At 63.6% G+C, this 17176-nt stretch carries 18 protein-coding genes and 1 riboswitch; of the genes, 7 read left to right on the forward strand and 11 right to left on the reverse strand.

What is annotated here, in order from left to right; translation table 11 throughout:
- Position 1: 1 nt before the first annotated feature.
- The 4 genes from ACKUUH_RS06195 to ACKUUH_RS06210 form a co-directional block, all read right to left on the reverse strand.
- Positions 2-838: an urea amidolyase associated protein UAAP1 gene (locus ACKUUH_RS06195; RefSeq protein ID WP_407949011.1), complete on the reverse strand. Its 837-nt coding sequence runs from the start codon at positions 836-838 to the stop codon at positions 2-4.
- Positions 839-952: 114 nt separating this feature from the next.
- Entirely contained in the window at positions 953-1726 is a 774-nt protein-coding gene (locus ACKUUH_RS06200) for an ABC transporter ATP-binding protein (protein ID WP_407949012.1), read from the reverse strand.
- A gap of 2 nt (positions 1727-1728) precedes the next feature.
- Entirely contained in the window at positions 1729-2544 is an 816-nt protein-coding gene (locus ACKUUH_RS06205) for an ABC transporter permease (RefSeq protein WP_407949013.1), read from the reverse strand.
- Between the two features lie 30 nt (positions 2545-2574).
- Positions 2575-3657 (reverse strand): putative urea ABC transporter substrate-binding protein, encoded by a 1083-nt coding sequence (locus ACKUUH_RS06210; protein ID WP_407949014.1) that lies wholly within the window; start codon positions 3655-3657, stop codon positions 2575-2577.
- Positions 3658-3749: 92 nt separating this feature from the next.
- Positions 3750-3875, reverse strand: a riboswitch (guanidine-I (ykkC/yxkD leader).
- Positions 3876-4023: 148 nt separating this feature from the next.
- Here ACKUUH_RS06210 and ACKUUH_RS06215 point away from each other — a divergent pair.
- Positions 4024-4914 (forward strand): aldose 1-epimerase, encoded by an 891-nt coding sequence (locus ACKUUH_RS06215; protein WP_407949015.1) that lies wholly within the window; start codon positions 4024-4026, stop codon positions 4912-4914.
- Here the strand turns inward: ACKUUH_RS06215 and ACKUUH_RS06220 are convergent.
- A complete protein-coding gene (locus ACKUUH_RS06220; RefSeq protein ID WP_407949016.1) occupies positions 4911-5651 on the reverse strand; it encodes a rhomboid family intramembrane serine protease in 741 nt (246 codons plus the stop codon). The genes ACKUUH_RS06215 and ACKUUH_RS06220 overlap by 4 nt on opposite strands.
- A gap of 81 nt (positions 5652-5732) precedes the next feature.
- Entirely contained in the window at positions 5733-6386 is a 654-nt protein-coding gene (locus ACKUUH_RS06225) for a cytochrome c oxidase assembly protein (RefSeq protein ID WP_407949017.1), read from the reverse strand.
- A gap of 202 nt (positions 6387-6588) precedes the next feature.
- Between ACKUUH_RS06225 and ACKUUH_RS06230 the strand changes: the two genes are divergently transcribed.
- Together ACKUUH_RS06230 and ACKUUH_RS06235 are read left to right on the forward strand one after the other, a co-directional pair.
- Entirely contained in the window at positions 6589-8706 is a 2118-nt protein-coding gene (locus ACKUUH_RS06230) for a TonB-dependent receptor (protein WP_407949018.1), read from the forward strand.
- 58 nt (positions 8707-8764) lie between these two features.
- The gene (locus tag ACKUUH_RS06235; RefSeq protein ID WP_407949019.1) at positions 8765-10213 is read left to right on the forward strand and encodes a phospholipase D-like domain-containing protein; all 1449 of its coding nucleotides are present in this window, start codon (positions 8765-8767) and stop codon (positions 10211-10213) included.
- On the opposite strand, the gene ACKUUH_RS06240 is transcribed toward ACKUUH_RS06235, so the two are convergent.
- On the reverse strand, positions 10204-11916 hold the full coding sequence (locus tag ACKUUH_RS06240; RefSeq protein ID WP_407949020.1) for a hypothetical protein: 1713 nt from the start codon (positions 11914-11916) through the stop codon (positions 10204-10206). The genes ACKUUH_RS06235 and ACKUUH_RS06240 overlap by 10 nt on opposite strands.
- Before the next feature lie 191 nt (positions 11917-12107).
- Between ACKUUH_RS06240 and ACKUUH_RS06245 the strand changes: the two genes are divergently transcribed.
- Genes ACKUUH_RS06245 through ACKUUH_RS06255 form a run of 3 tightly spaced genes read left to right on the forward strand, consistent with a single transcriptional unit; the run spans position 12108 to position 13373 of the window.
- Positions 12108-12368, forward strand: a complete 261-nt coding sequence (locus tag ACKUUH_RS06245; RefSeq protein ID WP_407949021.1) for a hypothetical protein — start codon at positions 12108-12110, stop codon at positions 12366-12368.
- 10 nt (positions 12369-12378) lie between these two features.
- Positions 12379-12879, forward strand: a complete 501-nt coding sequence (locus ACKUUH_RS06250; protein WP_407949022.1) for a phage holin family protein — start codon at positions 12379-12381, stop codon at positions 12877-12879.
- 5 nt (positions 12880-12884) lie between these two features.
- Positions 12885-13373, forward strand: coding sequence for a hypothetical protein (locus tag ACKUUH_RS06255; RefSeq protein WP_407949023.1), 489 nt, complete (start codon positions 12885-12887; stop codon positions 13371-13373).
- Here the strand turns inward: ACKUUH_RS06255 and ACKUUH_RS06260 are convergent.
- Both ACKUUH_RS06260 and ACKUUH_RS06265 read right to left on the reverse strand, forming a co-directional pair.
- Positions 13370-13825: an NfeD family protein gene (locus ACKUUH_RS06260; protein WP_407949024.1), complete on the reverse strand. Its 456-nt coding sequence runs from the start codon at positions 13823-13825 to the stop codon at positions 13370-13372. The two genes, ACKUUH_RS06255 and ACKUUH_RS06260, sit on opposite strands and share 4 nt — an antisense overlap.
- Positions 13826-13828: 3 nt before the next feature.
- Positions 13829-14806: an SPFH domain-containing protein gene (locus tag ACKUUH_RS06265; protein WP_407949025.1), complete on the reverse strand. Its 978-nt coding sequence runs from the start codon at positions 14804-14806 to the stop codon at positions 13829-13831.
- Positions 14807-15000: 194 nt separating this feature from the next.
- Here ACKUUH_RS06265 and ACKUUH_RS06270 point away from each other — a divergent pair, with 194 nt between their 5' ends.
- The gene (locus ACKUUH_RS06270) at positions 15001-15603 is read left to right on the forward strand and encodes a glutathione S-transferase N-terminal domain-containing protein (protein WP_407949026.1); all 603 of its coding nucleotides are present in this window, start codon (positions 15001-15003) and stop codon (positions 15601-15603) included.
- A 21-nt stretch (positions 15604-15624) separates the two neighbouring features.
- On the opposite strand, the gene ACKUUH_RS06275 is transcribed toward ACKUUH_RS06270, so the two are convergent.
- Together ACKUUH_RS06275 and ACKUUH_RS06280 are read right to left on the reverse strand one after the other, a co-directional pair.
- Positions 15625-16719 carry a zinc-binding dehydrogenase gene (locus ACKUUH_RS06275; protein WP_407949027.1) on the reverse strand — a complete coding sequence of 365 codons (1095 nt, stop codon included), beginning with the start codon at positions 16717-16719 and terminating at the stop codon, positions 15625-15627.
- 80 nt (positions 16720-16799) lie between these two features.
- On the reverse strand, positions 16800-17078 hold the full coding sequence (locus ACKUUH_RS06280) for a SemiSWEET family sugar transporter (RefSeq protein ID WP_407949028.1): 279 nt from the start codon (positions 17076-17078) through the stop codon (positions 16800-16802).
- Between the last annotated feature and the right edge of the window lie 98 nt (positions 17079-17176).

Below are 17176 nucleotides of genomic sequence, written 5' to 3' on the forward strand. Positions count from 1 at the left end.
GTCATTCCTCCCCGAGCGCGGCGAGATAACGCGCATTGTTCTCGAAACCGCGGATCGCTTCTTCCGTTGCGGTCCGGCAGAAATCGTCCACCGCCGGCGGCGGCGATTTCCAGACGAGGAGGTCGATGTCTTTTGGCTCGTAAAAGCCGGGCGCCAGTGGATGCGGCGCATTGGAAACGAAGACGAGCAGATCGAGTTCGGCGCGGAGATCGACATAGCCGCCCGGCGCCGCGCCCTCGCCTTCCCAGCGGAAACGTCCCGCCCCGTCGACGCCGACCGGCGCAAAGAGCGTGAGACAAGGAGGGATATCCCGCTTGTCGAGTCCGTGCTTGGAGGCGAGCAGGATGAAATTGTCACGCGTGTTGCGAAGCGAGGCATCGCCGTAGCGCGCTGCATTGGTCGTCCTGGACGAGCCGCCGGTCAGCGCATCGTTGCGCCCATATGTGTCGTCCGTGATCGACGCGAGCACACGGCCCATGTCGGAAAAAAGGACACGGCCTCGCGAGAGCCTTGCGTTCCACTGGATCTTCACCGTGTCGCCGGCGTTGAAGCGCTCGCTTCTGTCCTTCGCGTTGTAGAAGAGAAGCGAGACGCCCGACGTTCCCTGCGTATTGACGACACGAAGCGTCTCGCCGCGCGCGAGCGGTAGGGCATGCGCCCATCCGCCGGGTACGGTTTCGCGTGAGCGGATCAGCCCCTCGTCGAGAACGGGTGGGTTGCCCGTCGCTTCGCTGAAATCGCGGGCCTTCGCCTTCGCGCCGCCGAAGAGACGGTAGTAGCGTTCCTGTTGGGCGGCATAGGGACCGGTATATTTTTCGCTGCGGGATGCTTCCGCCATCGCGCGTCTCCTGTTGCGCGCCGGGTTTCCCCGGGCCGAAGCCTGGCCGTCCAGGCGGTTCGCCCCGGTTCAAGGGGCATCGCAGAACCGGACGGGCCGTCCCGTCCGGAATTCCTATTGCGCGGCCGCGGCAAGCACGTCGCGCATTTCCGGGCGCGGCGGCACGCTCTTGCCGTCGACCTTGAGATCGAAAGTCACGGTCGCGCCATAGGCTTTCCGCTCTTCGGGCCTTGTGCGCACGCGGTCGAAAGCGATGACGCGCGTGCCGAGCTTGAAGGCTTCGGACAGGTCATGCGTCACCATGAAGACGGTCATACCTTCGTCCCTCCAGAGCCGGAGCAGAATTTCATGCACTTCCGCGCGAATGCCCGGGTCGAGCGCGCCGAAGGGTTCGTCGAGCAGCAGGATTTTCGGCTTCTTGATCAGCGCCTGCGCAATGGCAAGGCGCTGCTGCATGCCGCCGGAGAGCTCGGAAGGGTACTTGTGAACCGCATGGCCGAGGCCGACGCATGTCAGCATGTCGAGCGCCTCCGCCTTCGCCTTGCGCTTCGCTTTGCCGAAAAGCCGCCCCATGACGGGGCTCGCCGCGAATTCGAGACCGAGCATCACGTTCTGAAGCGCGGTCAGATGCGGAAAGACGGAATATTTCTGGAAGACGACGCCGCGATCGGGCGAGGGCTCGGCATCGAGCTCTTCACCATCTAGCAGGATGCGGCCGCGCGACGGCGCCTCGTCGCCCAGCATCATGCGCAGGAAAGTGGACTTGCCGCAGCCCGACGGCCCCACCAGCGCAATGAACGATCCGGGCTCGATCTCGAGATTGACGTTCTCGAGTACGGTCTGATCGCCATAGACCTTCCACACATTCTCGACGGTGACGCGCGTCATACTCAGTTACCCCGGTACATCCAGCGGAAGACGATGCGCTGGAAAAGCCGCAGCGCTAGATCGAGCGTGAACGCGAGAAGCGTGATCCACGCGACATAAGGCAGGATCACGTCCATCGCGAGATAGCGGCGCATCAGGAAGATGCGATAGCCGAGCCCGCTGTCGGACGCGATGGCTTCGGCGGCGATGAGGAAGAGCCAGGCCGCGCCAAGCGAGAGCCGCACGCCGTCAATGAGACGCGGCAGCATCTGCGGCACGACGACGCGCAGGATGATCTGCCAGGTAGACGCACCGAGCGTCTGCGCCTTGATGATCTCCTCATGTGGAATTTCTTCCGTCCGCAGCGCCAGGTCGCGAATGATGAAGGGCGCAATGCCGACCGCCACCAGCACGACCTTTGCGAGTTCACCAAGACCGAAAATGATGAAGAGGATCGGCAGCACGGCGAGCGGCGGGATCATCGAGAGTACGCCGGTGAAGGAATTGAACGTCGCCCTGAAGTAGGGAATGAGGCCCTGCAGGATGCCGAATACGCCGCCGATGACCGTTGCCACGGCGACACCGATACCGAGCCTTGAGAGGCTCGATATCGTGTCTTGCAGGAGCAGATAGCTCCCGGTCCGCTGGTCGGGCAGGAAGGCCATGCGCTCGATCGCGGCTGCGATCGTCGACCATCCGGGCAGCAGCTTGTCGTTCGGATTGACCGAAAGTCTCGCTTCCGAGGCAACCATGTAAGCGATGACGACGACGATGAATGGGATGAGCATGAGCCCGAACCGCACCGCGACATCCGGCTGCCTGTTGATGAGTCTACGCATGGCTTTACCGACCTTGTTACAGGGTGACCGTCAGAGCTTTCCCTCGGCGGCCATCTTTGCGTATTCGGTCGTGTAGCGGAGAAGCACGTTGCTCTCGTCGCCCACGATCGTTCCGTCCGCGAGCTCGATGCCGATATAGCCGGGCGAGGTCGCGGCATCGCCGAGCAGCCCGTGATCGAAGAGGAACTTCGTGACGAACTGAGTGAGCTCGACGAGATTGCCTTCCGTGAACTTGATGTAGTCCTCGGGCTTGTAGAACATCTCGGTCGCTGCAAGCTGCGCTTCATAGCCCGCGAGGTCGGTGCCGGAAGCAACCCCCATCGCGGTCTTCGCGGCTTCGGCCGCCGCATCGCCACCCGCCATCAGCGCCATCGTCTCGTACCAGATGCCGGTCATCGCCTTGGCGAAGGCCGGATTGTCCTTCATCGTCTGCGTGTTGACGACGAGCGAGTCCTGGATTTCGCCGGGCAGCTTCGTCGAGTCGTAGACATTGTAGGCGCCCTTCTCGTTCAGGATTTCGGCTGCCATCGGGTTCCACGTCACCATGGCGGTAACGTCGGGCGTCGCATAGGCCGCGATCATGTCGGCATCCGACGTGTTCACGACCGTCACGTCCTTTTCCGACATGCCGATATTTTCGAGCGCGCGGGCAAGCACGTAGTGAGAGACGGAGAGCTCGACGAGGTTCACCTTCTGGCCCTTGATGTCCTCGAGCTTGTCCTTGCCTTTGAGAATGATGACGTCGTTGCCGTCCGAATAGTCGCAGATCAGCAGGATGGTCGAGTCAACGCCACCAGCAGACGGAATGGCGAGCGCATCCATGTTCGTCGCCATCACGCCGTCATAGGCGCCCGCCGTGAACTGGTTGATGCCTTCGATGTAATCGTTGAACTGAACGAGTTCGATATTGATGTCGTACTTGTCGGCCCACTTTTTCACGATGCCGTGGTCCATCGCGTAGCCCCAGGGCATCCAGCCGACATAGATCGACCAGCCGACCTTGAAGTCCTTCTTCGCTTCGGCATGCGCGGGCGAAAGCGCGGTGAATGCGAGTGCGGTCGCGACAAATGCCGCGGCAAACAACCTGAGAGATGAGAGTCTGAAAGAAGTCATATAGCCAGTCCTCCGGATCGAGTGATCGCGTTTCAAAAAGCGGAGGATTGGCGTCACGGCGGTTCTGCAATGCCAACCCTCGCATTACATCCGTCTCCCGGGCTTTTATCCCGCCGTGTACCTGCCCGCTGTTCACCGGACAGGGTGCGGCTCTCGGACCAGCACTTCGCCAAATCGTGTATCGCTCTTGCGAAGCCGGAACCCTAGCCGCTGCCATGGACATACATCGCAAGCGCCGTGCCAGCTCGCTGCAGCGCAAAAACGGGGCTTGGCGGCGGCGCGCGCCCGGTGCAGGCTCAGAAATCAAGCAGACGCGCCCGGCCTCTGCCTTTTGTTTGAGCAGACCCCGCACACGGACCCCCGATCATGTTGAAGCTTGCCTGCGGTGCCCTCGAAGCGACGCTCGCGCCGGAGACGGGCGGGTCGATCGCGCGTTTCACCGCCCGCTACGAGGACGGCGTGCAGCAGCTGCTGCGTCCCCTCCCCGCCGGTGTGGAGGCGCCGGGACCGCTCGACATGGCCTGCTATCCGCTCGCGCCCTTTTCCGGCCGCATCACGAATGGCCGCTTTTCCTTCGGCGGGCGCGAGGTTCGCCTCCCGCCGGACGAGATCTGCGTGCCCCATGCCATTCATGGGCGGGGCTGGCGGACATCATGGGAGGTGATGGAAACGGATGCCGCCCATGCGCGCCTACGCTTCGTCCATGAGGGTGGCGACATTGCCTGGCCCTGGCCATGGAGCTTCACGGGCGAACAGGACTTCCGGCTCACAGCCGGCGCGCTCACCGTCACCATGACGCTCATGAACCGTGCGGACGAGCCGATGCCGGGCGGCCTCGGCCTTCATCCTTTCTTCGAGGCGCGGTCCCGCGCGCGGCTCACCGCCTCCCTTCCCTTCGTCTGGGAAAGCGGAGCCGACGGCGTGCCCGTCGGGCTCGCGAGCACGCCGGAGAAATGGCGCTTCGACGCGGGCCGCCCGATGAAGAACGTGGAGGTCGATCACTGCTTTTCGGGCAGCGGGGGCCGCTTCGCCATCGCCTGGGAGGACCGCCCCTTCGCGCTCCGGATCGAGGCGGAAGGCGCGCCCCATGCGATCGTCTACGCGCCGCCGGGCGAGGATTTCTTCTGCGCCGAACCCGTGAGCCATGCGCCGGACGCCGTGAACCGCGCGGAGCCCCCGGAAGTGACGGGCCTCGTGAGCCTCGCCCCCGGCGAGACGATGACGCTTCGCTGCCGCTTCCTCGTGGAGCGGCGCTAACCCCAGGGCCCGCGCCGCGCGCCCGTCCGCGCATCGAAGACCCTGGGCTGCGCCGGATGAAAGAGCGGCACATCGGAACGCTTGAAGAAGGGCACGAGCACCATGCCCGCAACGAAGCCGCCGACATGCGCCCAGAAGGCAACGCCCGCTTCCTCGACGGGGCTCGCAAGACCGCTCAGCACCTGAATGACGAACCAGAGCCCGAGCACGAGAAGCGCGGGCACATAAAAGGTGCGCAGGATGATGATCGGGAAAGGCAGGAAGAGAACGCGCACGCGGCCTCGCGGATAAAGCAGGAGATAGGCGCCGAGCACGCCGGAAATCGCTCCGCTCGCGCCGACAAGGGGCACGGTGGAGGCTGGCACGAGAAACGAATGCGCGAGCGCCGCCGCGATGCCCGTCGCGAGATAGAACAGGACGAAGCGCATGCGCCCCATCGCAAGCTCGACATTGTCGCCAAATATCCAGAGATAGAGCATGTTGCCCGCGAGATGCGCGAGACCGCCATGCATGAACATGGAGCTGAAGAGCGTTGCCCATGCCGGCACCGGCGCATTTGTCATCTCGGTCGTGCCAAAAAGCACGCCCGGAATGAGCCCGAACTGATAGACGGCAAGTTCCGCCTCAGTGGGTCCGAGCGAGGCTTGAAGGAGGAAGACGCCGGTGCAGATCGCAATGATCGTCCAGGTGACGATAGGAACGCCGGGCTCCGGATTGTCGTCTGAGATGGGAAACATGGGCAGCCGGTGCTCCGTTGACGAACGAAGCTTGAAGCCTACAGGCTTTGCGTGCTGCCGAAAGAGACTTTCTGGCCCGGATCAGCGCGCATGCGGCGTCCGATTGGAAAATTCCGCCGTTTCGGCCGTGGCGAGTTCTCTCGCGCGGGCTTCGGATTCCTCACGCAGGGGTTTCGCCGCCGCGATCGCCTCTTCGCTCGAATCCTGCCGGAAGAACGTATAGGAGAGCGTGATCGTGCGGATGCTCCTCGTGTCGATATCCGTCGCCATCTCCGGGTCGATGAAAAAGACGATCGGCATGTCCGCGCTCTCGCCCGGCGCAAGCTTCTGCTCGGTGAAGCAGAAGCATTCCGTCTTGTTGAAGTAATAGCCGGCCGAATCCGGCGTCACATTATATGTGGCCCGCCCGACGATCGTATGGTCGCTGGTATTCGTCGCCCGGTAATAGACCGTCGTCGGCACGCCGCTATGCGTCTGCACCGAGCGCTGCACCGGCTTGAAGTCCCATTCGAGACCGGGCGAGATGTTCGCATCGAAGCGCACCGTGATCTCGGGACCGATGCTGTCGGTCTCCTGCGGTTTGAGCGCCCTGTTCACGCTCACCGTGCCGCCATAGCCCGTCGCTGCGCAGAACATCCGATAGAGCGTCGGCGAATAGGCGACACCTGCCGTCGCGATGGCGACGATCGTCAGCGACAGGGCAACCGGAGGAATGGATTCTCTGCGAATTTTCATGGTGGCCGAACTTTAGGGCGCTCCCTCCGGGCAGACAAGCGCTCAACCGTGGCCGATTGACGCGCTTACCCGCGGATTCCGGAGAAAAAGGTGGAGTCGACCTCCGGGCTCATCATGGTAACAATGAGGCATGGCGGCCCCGGCAGGGAGGAGCCGCGCCATGAAGTCGAGGGAGAGGGCGAAGCCCCGGGGAGTATCTGAAGTGTCTGGTTTCCGTTTCGGGCCGGTCGAGCGCGGCAATGCGCTTGTCCGGCTGCATGTCGCCTTGTTCGTTGGGCTCGGTCTCACTTTCGCGCCGACCATGGCCTCCGCGGAGGAGGAAAAGGACGAAGCGACGCTGATGCTCGACGAGCTCACTGTCACCACCACCGGCTTCGGCACGCCCCGCGCCACGCATACCGGCAATATTTCCAAGATTACGGGCCCCGAAGTCGAGTTCATCCGCCCGGCCCAGCCCGCCGAGGCGCTGAACCGGCTGCCCGGCGTCGGCATCGAGCAGGGCAGCGGCGCGGAACACCTGACCGCCATCCGCTCGCCCGTCCTCACCGGCGGCGCGGGCGCGGGCTCCTTCCTCTACCTCGAGGACAGCGTGCCGATGCGCGCCGCGGGCTTCGCGAACGTCAACGCACTCATGGAAGCGATGGACGAAGTCTCGGGCGGCATCGAAGTGGTGCGCGGGCCCGGCGGTGCGCGCTACGGGTCGAACGCGGAGCACGGCCTCATCAACTTCCTGAGCCTGCCCCCCTCGCCCGATGGCGACGCGGAACTGACGATCTGGGGCGGCCCGCACGATTTCTACAAATCCTCCGGCACGGCAAGTCAGACGATCGCAGGCGAGAACGGTGCAACCCATGGTTTTCGGGGCAGCTTCGCCGTCTCGAAGGATGGCGGCTTCCGCGCCGATTCCGGCCTCGAACAGCAGAAGGCACGCCTGCGCTACGACTTCGACGCGCCGGACACGCGCATCGCGGCAACGCTCACCGCAGTCAACACGAACCAGGAAACCGCCGGCTTCGTTGTCGGACAGGACGCCTACAAGGACCCGGCGCTCTACAAGACAAACCCCGATCCGGAAGCCTATCGCGACGCCTGGGCGGTGCGCACCGCCGTCCGCATCGAGCGCGATCTCGATGACGAAACGATGCTTGTGCTCACGCCCTATGCGCGCACAAACAGCATGAATTTCCTCATGCACTTCCTGCCGGGGCAACCCGTCGAGGAAAACGCGCATTGGAGCGGCGGCTTCCTCTCAAGCCTGGTGACGAGGCTCGACGGCGGGCACCGCCTGATCTTCGGCTTCGATACCGAATACACGGATGGCACGCTGACGGAAATCCAGTATACCCCGACGCCCGTGTCCCCTCCGCCGCCAAACGACACACCGCAAGGCGTTCACTACGATTACACGGTGAAGGCGCTGGTCCTCGCGCCCTACATACACAGCGAATGGCAGCTTGCGCCGAAGACACTGTTCACCGCGGGCCTGCGCTTCGAATACACCCGCTACGACTACGAAAACCACACCGCGAACGGCATTCTCGGCCGCTACCTGCGCATTCCGAGCCGCGTCGACGAATTCGGCGACGTGACACCCAAGATCGGCATTCTGCACGAGTTCAACGATGCCGTGACCGGCTACGTCAACATCGCACGTGGAACGCGGGCGCCGCAGACGACCGACCTTTATCGCCTGCAGCGGTTGCAGGTGCCGGGCGAGGCGAAGTCGGAAGAACTCGACAGCATCGAGGTCGGGTTTCGCGGACGCTGGAGCAGCATCTCCTATGAAACCAACGTCTTCTACATGCGGAAAGAGAACTACTATTTCCGCGACGCCAATGGCTTCAACGTCTCTGATGGGAAGACGAACCACGCGGGCATCGAGCTCGAACTCGCCGCACCCCTCGCTTTCGGCTTCGACATTGCTGCGGCGGGCACCTATGCGCGCCACACCTATGCCTTCGACAATATCGCCGGATCGGAGATCATTCGCGACGGCGACGATGTCGACACCGCGCCCCGCACGCTCGCCAATGTCCGTCTCGGCTATACCCCGCCGGACAGCCGCGCCCGGGCGGAACTCGAATGGGTCCATATGGGCTCCTACTGGATGGATGCCGCCAACACGGTCGAATATGACGGCCACGACATCTTCAACCTGCGCGCGGACTATGACGTGACCGGGAACCTTGCGTTGTTCGGCAAGCTGACCAATATCTTCGATACGCGCTATGCGGACCGGGCGGATGTCATGTCCGCCAAACCCCGGTATTTCCCCGGCGAGGACCGCGGCCTTTATCTGGGCCTCACGCTGCGCTACTGAACGGCCCGGACCGGACCGGCGCATCCGGCAACACGTGTAGCGGCCAATATGGAGGCCCATGGGAACGCTATTCTGGGATATCTGGCCTTTCCTGCTGGCCCTCATCCAGTTCGGCGGAATGGCGGGAGCGGCAATCCACGTCATGCTGACCAAGACCGACGAGCGCGCTGCCGCCAGCTGGGTCGGTTTCGTCGTGCTCGTCCCCTTCGTCGGCTGGATCGTCTATCTCCTGTTCGGCGTGAACCGCATCCAGCGCCGCGCGCGCGAATTGCGCGGCCAGAAACACGACATGCTGCTTCTGGCGCCGCTCCCCGCGAAAGCTGAAGAACGCGCCGCCGAGGGCGTCGTCCGCCTGCGCGAGCTGGAAGGCCTTGCGCGCTTCGGCCAGAAGATCCTTCCCGAAAGCTTCGCGCAGGGAAATGCCGTCGGCGTCCTCCTGAATGGTGACGAGGCCTATCCCTCGATGCTGGAGGCGATTTCGCGAGCAGAGCGCTCCATCGCGATCTCGACATACATCTTCAACAATGACTCTGTCGGCCGGCGCTTCGTCGATGCGCTCTCGGATGCCATGGATCGCGGCGTTCGCGTGCGTCTCCTGATCGACGGCGTCGGCTCATGGTACTCGCGCCCCTCGATCATTCCCCTCCTCGAACAGAGAGGCATCGACTACGCGCGCTTCCTTCACTCCTTCATGCCCTGGCAGATGCCTTATCTGAACATGCGCAACCACCAGAAGATCTTCGTGGTGGACGGACGTCATGGCTTCACCGGCGGCATGAACATCGCCGAAGGCAACGTGGTCGGCAGCGATCCGCGCAAGCCTATCCACGATTCCCACTTCCGGGTCGAAGGCCCGGTCGTCTCGCATCTCATGCACACCTTCGCCCACGAATGGAACTTCACCACGGGCGAGGTTCTCGAAGGCGACGACTGGTTCCCGGAAATCGAAAGCGTGGGCAACATTGTCGCGCGCGGCCTTCCCGCAGGCCCCGACATGGGCCTCAATCCGATCCGCTGGACGCTCCTTGGCGCGCTTGCCGAGGCCCGTCACAATGTTCGCATCGTCACGCCTTACTTCATTCCGGACGGGACACTCAGGACGAACATTTCTCTGGCGGCCATGCGTGGCGTCATCGTCGATATCGTCCTGCCAAGCACCAACAATCTGCCCTTCTGCGACTGGGCCTCGACGCCGGCACTAGCATGGCTTGCTCGCGCCGGCTGCCGTGTGTGGAAGACAAGCGGCCCCTTCGATCATTCGAAGATGATGACGGTCGACGGCATGTGGGCGATGGTCGGCTCCGCCAACTGGGACGATAGGAGCCTCCGCCTCAACTTTGAGTTCAACCTCGAATGTTACGGGTCGGAATTCGCCCGCGAGCTCGACGGGCTGATCGAGCGGAAGATTTCGACCGCACGTCCCGTCACTTATGACGACCTCGTGAACCGCGCCTTGCCGCTGCGCATCCGCGATTCCTTCTTCCGGCTCGCTTCGCCTTATCTCTGAGCGGCGCGGCCCTGTTCCAGGGCTTCCATTCGTGCAATGAGATCGTCCACCGTCATCCGCTCGATCGCACCTGAGCGCCACGTGGCTGGCATCCCCGCCTCGCAGGAGAGGTAGCGTATAGCCGCGGCACGGCACAGCGTGATCCCGCGCAGGTCCGGCACATCGAGCACATAGGTCCGCAGTCCGGCCTCATTCGCCGTCTGCCCGAGCCGTCGCATAGCCTGGAGACGGACTTCTTCGTCGGCAAGAACCGGATCTCGCGCATCGATGCCGATCGCGCTGCCGCTGCGGTGTCGCAACGACGGCAGGTCGAGCGCCGCAAGGTCGGCAGGCAACGGCAGGAGACTGCCCGGAAAGCGGAGAAACAGCCCGCGGCAATAGGGCCTCAGTTGGGTCAGCCATGCATGGAGACGGCTGGTCTTCCAGCCTTCATCGAGCACGATCTCGAAGAAAGCCATTCGGCGTTGTTCCGCCGAGAGCTGCGAAGCGAGTTCGATGTAGACGCGGCGAGAGACGAGATTTTCGAGTGTCGTCTGATGCAGCGTCACCACGAACACGGATCGAACGGCCTCATGCTCATCATCGCCCTGCCCCTGCACGAGATAGCGCAGCGCCAGCCGGTCGGCGATCACGAAGACGTCCTTGTCCTGTTCGATCTCCATGAGCTGTCGGGGTTCATAGGCAAGTCCGCCGATCTTGAATTTGATCCGGCACAGATAGATGCCCTTGATGCCTGCCGTTATGTCGAGAAGCGGCAGATAATCGACGGCGAAGTCGATCTTGTGTTCGGCGAGGCTGAGCCACTGGACATCGCTTTCCTCCGCTCCACCGCTCACCGCCTCCTGTCCGGCATCCAGGGCGGCTTCTTCGGCCTTCAGCTCCGCGATCTGGGTCAGGGTCTGCTCGATGAGAGCGGAGAGGCGTGCCTCCGGATCGGGCGGCCGCTCGATCGGCATCCATCCGCTTTCCAGACCCTTCCCCGGCTGCATTCCCGCCTCCACCGGTCTCGCCAGGCGCATCGTGCGCTCGAGGTCGCGAAGGCGGGAGACGAGCGTTTCAAGCTGTTGCACCAGCTTCGGCGGATCGTCGTCGCCGGGCGTCAGCGCTAGCTTCTGCAGTCTGCGCTCGACATCCTGCAGCATCGCATCGACCGACCGGGCAGGATCCGCGGCGGCGATACGCTTGGCCAATCGTTCGGCTATGAGGGATTTGATCGCTTCCGAGGGCGAGTCCGCATTGGCGAATGCCTTGAACTCGACCTCGAAGACCTCCGAATGCACCGTGAGGTGGACATCGTTCTCTCCCGCCTCGCTTCCGGCGATGCCGGAGAGCGCCTGGCCGAAGAGATAGTCCATGATCTCTTCGCCAATCTGCTGGCACTCGGCTTCCGCCTCCTCCCGCGTTTTGTCGGCGAATGTGATGGCGAAGACGCCCTCGCCGCACTGGAAGAAGAGGCTATTTCCCCTGATCCGTCGCGACAGGATATTTTCGACCAGAAGATGCACATGCCGGGATACCAAAGGCCACTTCTCACCTACCCGCTGCCGGGCTTCGGCCAGGTCGAGCACAATGAGTTCGCCCACAAGCGCGGTGCCGTTCCCCCGCTGCCGGAACAACTCTGCAAGACGGTCGTCGACCGGCTTGCCCGCCGGTGCCGCAGGCTTCCTCCAGAAGACCATCCGCTCAAGCAGTGCACGCCACACGGGACGCCTCGATCGTTACCGTCAGCCCCCCGTCCTGACGAGGATGGAGAAAAAACCTTTCCGTTACAAATTGGCTTTTAATGAAAAACCGCTGTTTCGACGTCCCTTGTCTACGTCTTTTTCCGGACTATGCTCGATCGGAAGCGGAGGAATAATCGCGTTCACAGACTTTCTCTCCGGGAGGCGCTGAAATGACCGAAAAGAAATCCGCCGAAGGAGCGACCGTCGAGGAGCTCCAGGCACAGATCGAAGCGCTCCAGAAGGCGCTCGAAGAGGCTCGCGCGGCGGCGCCCGAAGAGGCCGAGAGCATTCTCGCCGACGCGGAAGCGGTGCGCGAACGCGTCCAGGAAGGTCTTCAGGATATTCAGGGGCAGATCGACGCCCATCCCGTGCCAAGCGCGCTTCTTGCCTTCGGGCTCGGGTTCCTCATTGGCCGTCTTCTGACGAGATAGGAGAGGCCTCGTGATCGACCCCACACCCAAAGTCCGCGCCCTCGCCGAGGCCGAACTCTACCGCGCCGAACTCGAGGCGCGCCGCCTTGCCCGCCGCCTCTCGCTCATCGGCATGGCCGCCTTCATCGCGCTCTTCGCCATCGTCATGCTGATCGTCGCCGGCTTTCTCTATCTGTCGGAAATTTACGGCTATCCGCTCGGCGCGCTCATCACCGGCGGTGTGCTGACGCTGCTTGCCTTCGTTGCACTCCTTTTCGCCGCCAAGGCGCCGGGCCGCGCCGACCGGCTCGAACTCGAACTCGCGAACCAGACGATCGCTTCGGCGCGCGCCGATGTGAAACGCGATTTCGACACCATCGAGCGCACGCTGAACGACCTCACGCTGGGCGTGCTCGGCCTCGTCAAGGGCGGCAGCGGCAGCCTGCCGCTCATCACAATTATTATAGGCGCGATTGCCGCGACGAGCCCTGCCCTGAGGCGCTTCCTCATGCCCTTCCTGCGGAAGGATTGAGCCTCATGCGTATCCGCGTGGCCGCCGCCGTTCTCGCCCTCTCCGCTCTCGCCGCCTGCGCGCAGCAGGCCCTGCCTCAGCCCGAGATCACCATGCGCAAGCCGCAGGGGCTCGTCGATGCGCCTGTCGACGATAGCGGCACGCGCCTTGTCGGCCCGGCGGGCGGCGCCATGCTCGGCATGGCCATCGGCTCGGGCGGCGGTACGGAATGGGCTGTCGCGGCAGGTGTTGCCGCCGGCTACATCGTGGGCGGCTCCGAAGGGCCCTCGCTCACCGGCATGGCATCCAGCGCGCGCAACGAAGCCATTGCGAAAATGATGACGGTCCCGCTCCGTGAGCCCGTCACCTGGTTCACGGCGCAGGACAAGGCGAACGGCAAGGTGACGCCCATTCGCGAGTTCACCGACGAACGGGGACGCACCTGTCGCGACTTCGTGGAATGGCGCACCATCCGCGCGATGAACGGCCACACCTCCGGTACGGCCTGCCTCTAGTCGGCTTTCACCACAACAAGGGCGGAGCCGTTCACGCCGGTGACCTTCACCCGCGCGCCCGCTTCGGCGTCCTCGCCTTCCGCAAGCCAGAGACTGTCGCCAACGCGGATCTTCCCGCTGCCGTTTCTTATGTCCTGCTCCACGACGAATATACGGCCGATATAGGAAACGCCGCGCTGGTTGAGCGTCGGATGATCGCTCTCGATGGGATGGCGCGTGAGAAACTGCCGCGAGGCCCACACGAGAATGATGGACAGAACGGCGAAGAGGGCGATCTGCGCCGCGACCGGCATGTCGATTACCAGCAGCAGCCCGCCGACGAGCGTCGCCGCAATGGCAAGCCAGATCGCGAGCACGCCCGGCGCGAAAAGCTCCACGATGGCGAGCACGGCGCCGATGATGAACCATATCCAGCGGCCGAGAAGCTCCAGGATAGTCGCATCGCTCTCCATCGCTCACTCGCCTCCGGTGCGCGGCACCGAGCCGGAAGAAACGCGGCGCGGTGCGCCGCCCGGGCCCCCATCGCCGAATGCCTCGCGGGCAATGTCGCCGATGCCGCCGATCGCGCCGATGACGCTCGCCGCCTCGAGCGGCATCAGCACGAGCTTCTGGTTCGGTGACGTCGCGATGGCTTTCAGTGCCTCGATATATTTGCCGGCCACGAAATAGTTGATCGCCTGCACGTCGCCCGCCGCAATAGCCTCGCTCACGACGGTCGTCGCCTTCGCTTCGGCTTCGGCCTCGCGTTCGCGCGCCTCGGCATCGCGATAGGCCGCTTCGCGGCGTCCTTCGGCTTCGAGAATAGCCGCCTGCTTCTCACCCTCGGCCGCGAGGATCGACGCCTGCCGCTTACCCTCCGCTTCGAGAATGGCGGCGCGCTTGTCGCGTTCGGCCTTCATCTGCCGCGCCATGCTGTCCACGATGTCGCGCGGCGGCGCGATGTCCTTGATTTCGATGCGCGTCACCTTCACGCCCCAGGGATGCGTCGCATCGTCGACGACATTGAGCAGCCGCGCATTGATCGCATCGCGCTGCGACAGCAATTCGTCGAGGTCCATGCCACCCATCACCGTCCGGATATTCGTCATGGTGAGGTTGAGAATGGCGTTTTCGAGGAAGTTCACTTCGTAGGAGGCTTTCGCCGCGTCGAGCACCTGGAAGAAGACGACGCCGTCCACCGTCACCATCGCATTGTCGCGCGTGATGACTTCCTGGCTCGGCACGTCGACCACGGTCTCCATCACGTTCACCTTGTTGCCGATGCTGTCGACGAAGGGAACGATGAGCCCAAGCCCCGGCGTCAGGCTGTGCGTGTAGCGCCCGAACCGCTCGACCGTATAGACATGGCCCTGCGGCACGATCTTGACCGCGCGCAGCAGGAATGCGAACGCAAGCGCCAGAGCAACAAGTACGAAAACCAGTCCGCCATCCATGGCCGAGCCCCTCCCCCTTGGCGCATCTGTCGTTCGCGCCGTCCAATTCGGCATCGCCTCGCCGCGAATACCTGATGGTCAATCCTAGCCGATAATCTCTCCGCGCCAGCCGTTATTTGCACCCGCCCGGCCGCCGGTTGGGGTTAGGATGACGCCGATTCTCCTCCCGGCCCGCGTCTTGAAGGACTTTCCCGATGAAGCTCTATTGCTCGCACACCTCGCCTTTCGCGCGGAAGGTTCGCGTCATGATCCGCGAGAAGGGCGCGACCGCCCGCGTGACCGAGGAAACGGTCTCGGCGATGGAAGACCCCGCATCGCTCCACGAGGCGAACCCCCTCGGCAAGATCCCCGCACTCATCATGCCGGACGGCTCTTCTTATTTCGACAGCCCGCTCATCTGCGAATTTCTCGACGTGACGCTCGAAGGCCCCTCGATGATCCCCGCGTCGCATGTCGAGCGTTTCCGTGTTCTGCGCCATCAGGCGCTGGCGGACGGCATCATGGACGCAGCCGTCTCCATCGTCTTCGAGCGCAACCGGCCCGAAGCCCAGCGTTCGGAAATGTGGATCGGCCGCTGGAGCCGCGCCATCGAGCGCAGCCTTGCCGTCCTTGAGGATGAAGTTGTGTCGCTCGACGGGCCGGTCGATCTCGGCAGCATCGCCGTCGGCGCCGCGCTCGGCTATCTCGATTTCCGCCATGGCGGGCTCGGCTGGCAGAACAACCAGACAGAACTCGCCGGCTGGTGGCGCGACTTCGCGAAGCGTCCCTCCTTCGCCGAAACCGCACCGCCCGCGTGAGATATCAGCGCCCGCAAAACATCAGCGCCAAGGCTCGACCAGAATCTTCGCGTGCTTCTCGGGATTGCCGAGTTCTGCGAAAGCTTCCTTCACGCCCTCGACGCCCACCTTGCTCGTCACCAGCGGCGAACCGTCGATCTTGCCTTCCGCGAGATGGCCAAGCGTCAGCGCGAATTCCTCCGGCGTATAGCCGAGCACGAACTGCACGTTCAGTTCCTTGTTGATGCCGAAGAACGGCTCGAAGCGGTCCTGCTCCATGCAGACGCCGACCACGACCACGCGCGCGCCGCGCGGCGCCCCCTCGAAGATCTGCTGGATGACCCCCGGCACGCCCACACATTCGAAAATGACGCCGGGCCGGATCTTTGGCCCCATGCCGAGCAAAGTCATGATGTTGTCGGCATCGTAGCCTTCCGGCGTCGCCTCCTTCGTCCAGCGCGCATAAGGCGCCTCGACTTTCGGATCGAGCACGATATCGGCGCCCATCCGCTCGGCAAGCTTGCGCCGCGCGGGTGAGAAATCCGCCGCGATGATCGGATGCACGCCCTTGATTTTCAGGCCCGCGATCACGGCCAGACCGACCGGCCCGCAACCGATCACGAGCGGAATGTCGTCCGGCGTGAGGTTCGCCTTCTCGACCGCGTGCCAGCCGACCGCCATCGGCTCCGTCAGCGCCGCCTGTTCCGTCGGCAACCCGTTCGGCACCTCGAGCAGCATCAGCTCGTTCAGCACCATCTGCTCGGCAAAGCCCCCCGGCATCGTGTTCGAATAGCCGACCGGATCGACCTTCGCCTTGTCGCCGTTCATCGTGATCGCCAGCGGCATGGAGCAGACGCGCGTGCCGGGCTTCAGCTTCTTCTCGGTGCCCGGTCCATGGTCCAGCACTTCCGCGCAGAACTCATGCCCGAACACGATGTCTCTCTTCGTGTCCATCGCGAAGCTCGAGCCCGAGCGCCGCGCCGCCTCCACCATCTTGTCGGCGTGATGGAAGGCGTGCAGGTCCGACCCGCAAATGCCGCAGGCGAGCGTCTTCACCAGCACCTGCCCCCCTTGGGGCGTCGGTTCCGGCATCTCGTCGGCGACAAGATCGCCGTTGCGGAAAATGGCTGCGCGCATGCTTCGTCCTCCAGGTTTTCTTGTTGGCGACATGCAAGCAGGCACGGCGTCTCCGCGCAAGAAAATAAATAGACTGAGGTCTATTTATTCTCGCCCGCGCGCCGCCGCGCCGCCAGCGTATTCGCAAGCACGATCAGGAAGATCGGCAGCGCCAGCAGCAGCGTGATGGCATTGGCGCCAATCAGCGCCATGTCGCGCTGATGGATGCCATGCAGCAGCCAGAGAAAAATGCCGACGGTAAGGCAGGCATACATGGCGAGCGAAAGCCCCGACGTATCCCTTGTCTTGATGGTCTTCAGCGCCTGCGGCAGGAAGGCGAAGGTCGTGAGGAAGGCCGCGACATAACCGATAAAGCTCATGGAGCACCGGAAAAGGAGAACGGACGCCGCGCATATGACGCCTCGCCCCATCGGTTGGCAAGAGCCTCAGGCACTGCCTCTCTTCCCACCCGCCCCTG

Origin of the sequence: Parvibaculum sp., assembly GCF_045863935.1 — a bacterium.
GTDB lineage: Bacteria > Pseudomonadota > Alphaproteobacteria > Parvibaculales > Parvibaculaceae > Parvibaculum.

Bases quoted from the DNA above. Each gene is read 5' to 3' on its own strand.
- ACKUUH_RS06245 (WP_407949021.1), top strand. From the start codon at position 12,108: ATGACCGAAAAGAAATCCGCCGAAGGAGCGACCGTCGAGGAGCTCCAG.
- ACKUUH_RS06225 (WP_407949017.1), bottom strand. From the start codon at position 6,386: ATGAAAATTCGCAGAGAATCCATTCCTCCGGTTGCCCTGTCGCTGACG.
- ACKUUH_RS06265 (WP_407949025.1), bottom strand. From the start codon at position 14,806: ATGGATGGCGGACTGGTTTTCGTACTTGTTGCTCTGGCGCTTGCGTTC.
- ACKUUH_RS06215 (WP_407949015.1), top strand. From the start codon at position 4,024: ATGTTGAAGCTTGCCTGCGGTGCCCTCGAAGCGACGCTCGCGCCGGAG.
- ACKUUH_RS06200 (WP_407949012.1), bottom strand. From the start codon at position 1,726: ATGACGCGCGTCACCGTCGAGAATGTGTGGAAGGTCTATGGCGATCAG.
- ACKUUH_RS06280 (WP_407949028.1), bottom strand. From the start codon at position 17,078: ATGAGCTTTATCGGTTATGTCGCGGCCTTCCTCACGACCTTCGCCTTC.
- ACKUUH_RS06210 (WP_407949014.1), bottom strand. From the start codon at position 3,657: ATGACTTCTTTCAGACTCTCATCTCTCAGGTTGTTTGCCGCGGCATTT.
- ACKUUH_RS06220 (WP_407949016.1), bottom strand. From the start codon at position 5,651: ATGTTTCCCATCTCAGACGACAATCCGGAGCCCGGCGTTCCTATCGTC.
- ACKUUH_RS06195 (WP_407949011.1), bottom strand. From the start codon at position 838: ATGGCGGAAGCATCCCGCAGCGAAAAATATACCGGTCCCTATGCCGCC.
- ACKUUH_RS06270 (WP_407949026.1), top strand. From the start codon at position 15,001: ATGAAGCTCTATTGCTCGCACACCTCGCCTTTCGCGCGGAAGGTTCGC.
- ACKUUH_RS06205 (WP_407949013.1), bottom strand. From the start codon at position 2,544: ATGCGTAGACTCATCAACAGGCAGCCGGATGTCGCGGTGCGGTTCGGG.
- ACKUUH_RS06255 (WP_407949023.1), top strand. From the start codon at position 12,885: ATGCGTATCCGCGTGGCCGCCGCCGTTCTCGCCCTCTCCGCTCTCGCC.
- ACKUUH_RS06275 (WP_407949027.1), bottom strand. From the start codon at position 16,719: ATGCGCGCAGCCATTTTCCGCAACGGCGATCTTGTCGCCGACGAGATG.
- ACKUUH_RS06260 (WP_407949024.1), bottom strand. From the start codon at position 13,825: ATGGAGAGCGATGCGACTATCCTGGAGCTTCTCGGCCGCTGGATATGG.
- ACKUUH_RS06235 (WP_407949019.1), top strand. From the start codon at position 8,765: ATGGGAACGCTATTCTGGGATATCTGGCCTTTCCTGCTGGCCCTCATC.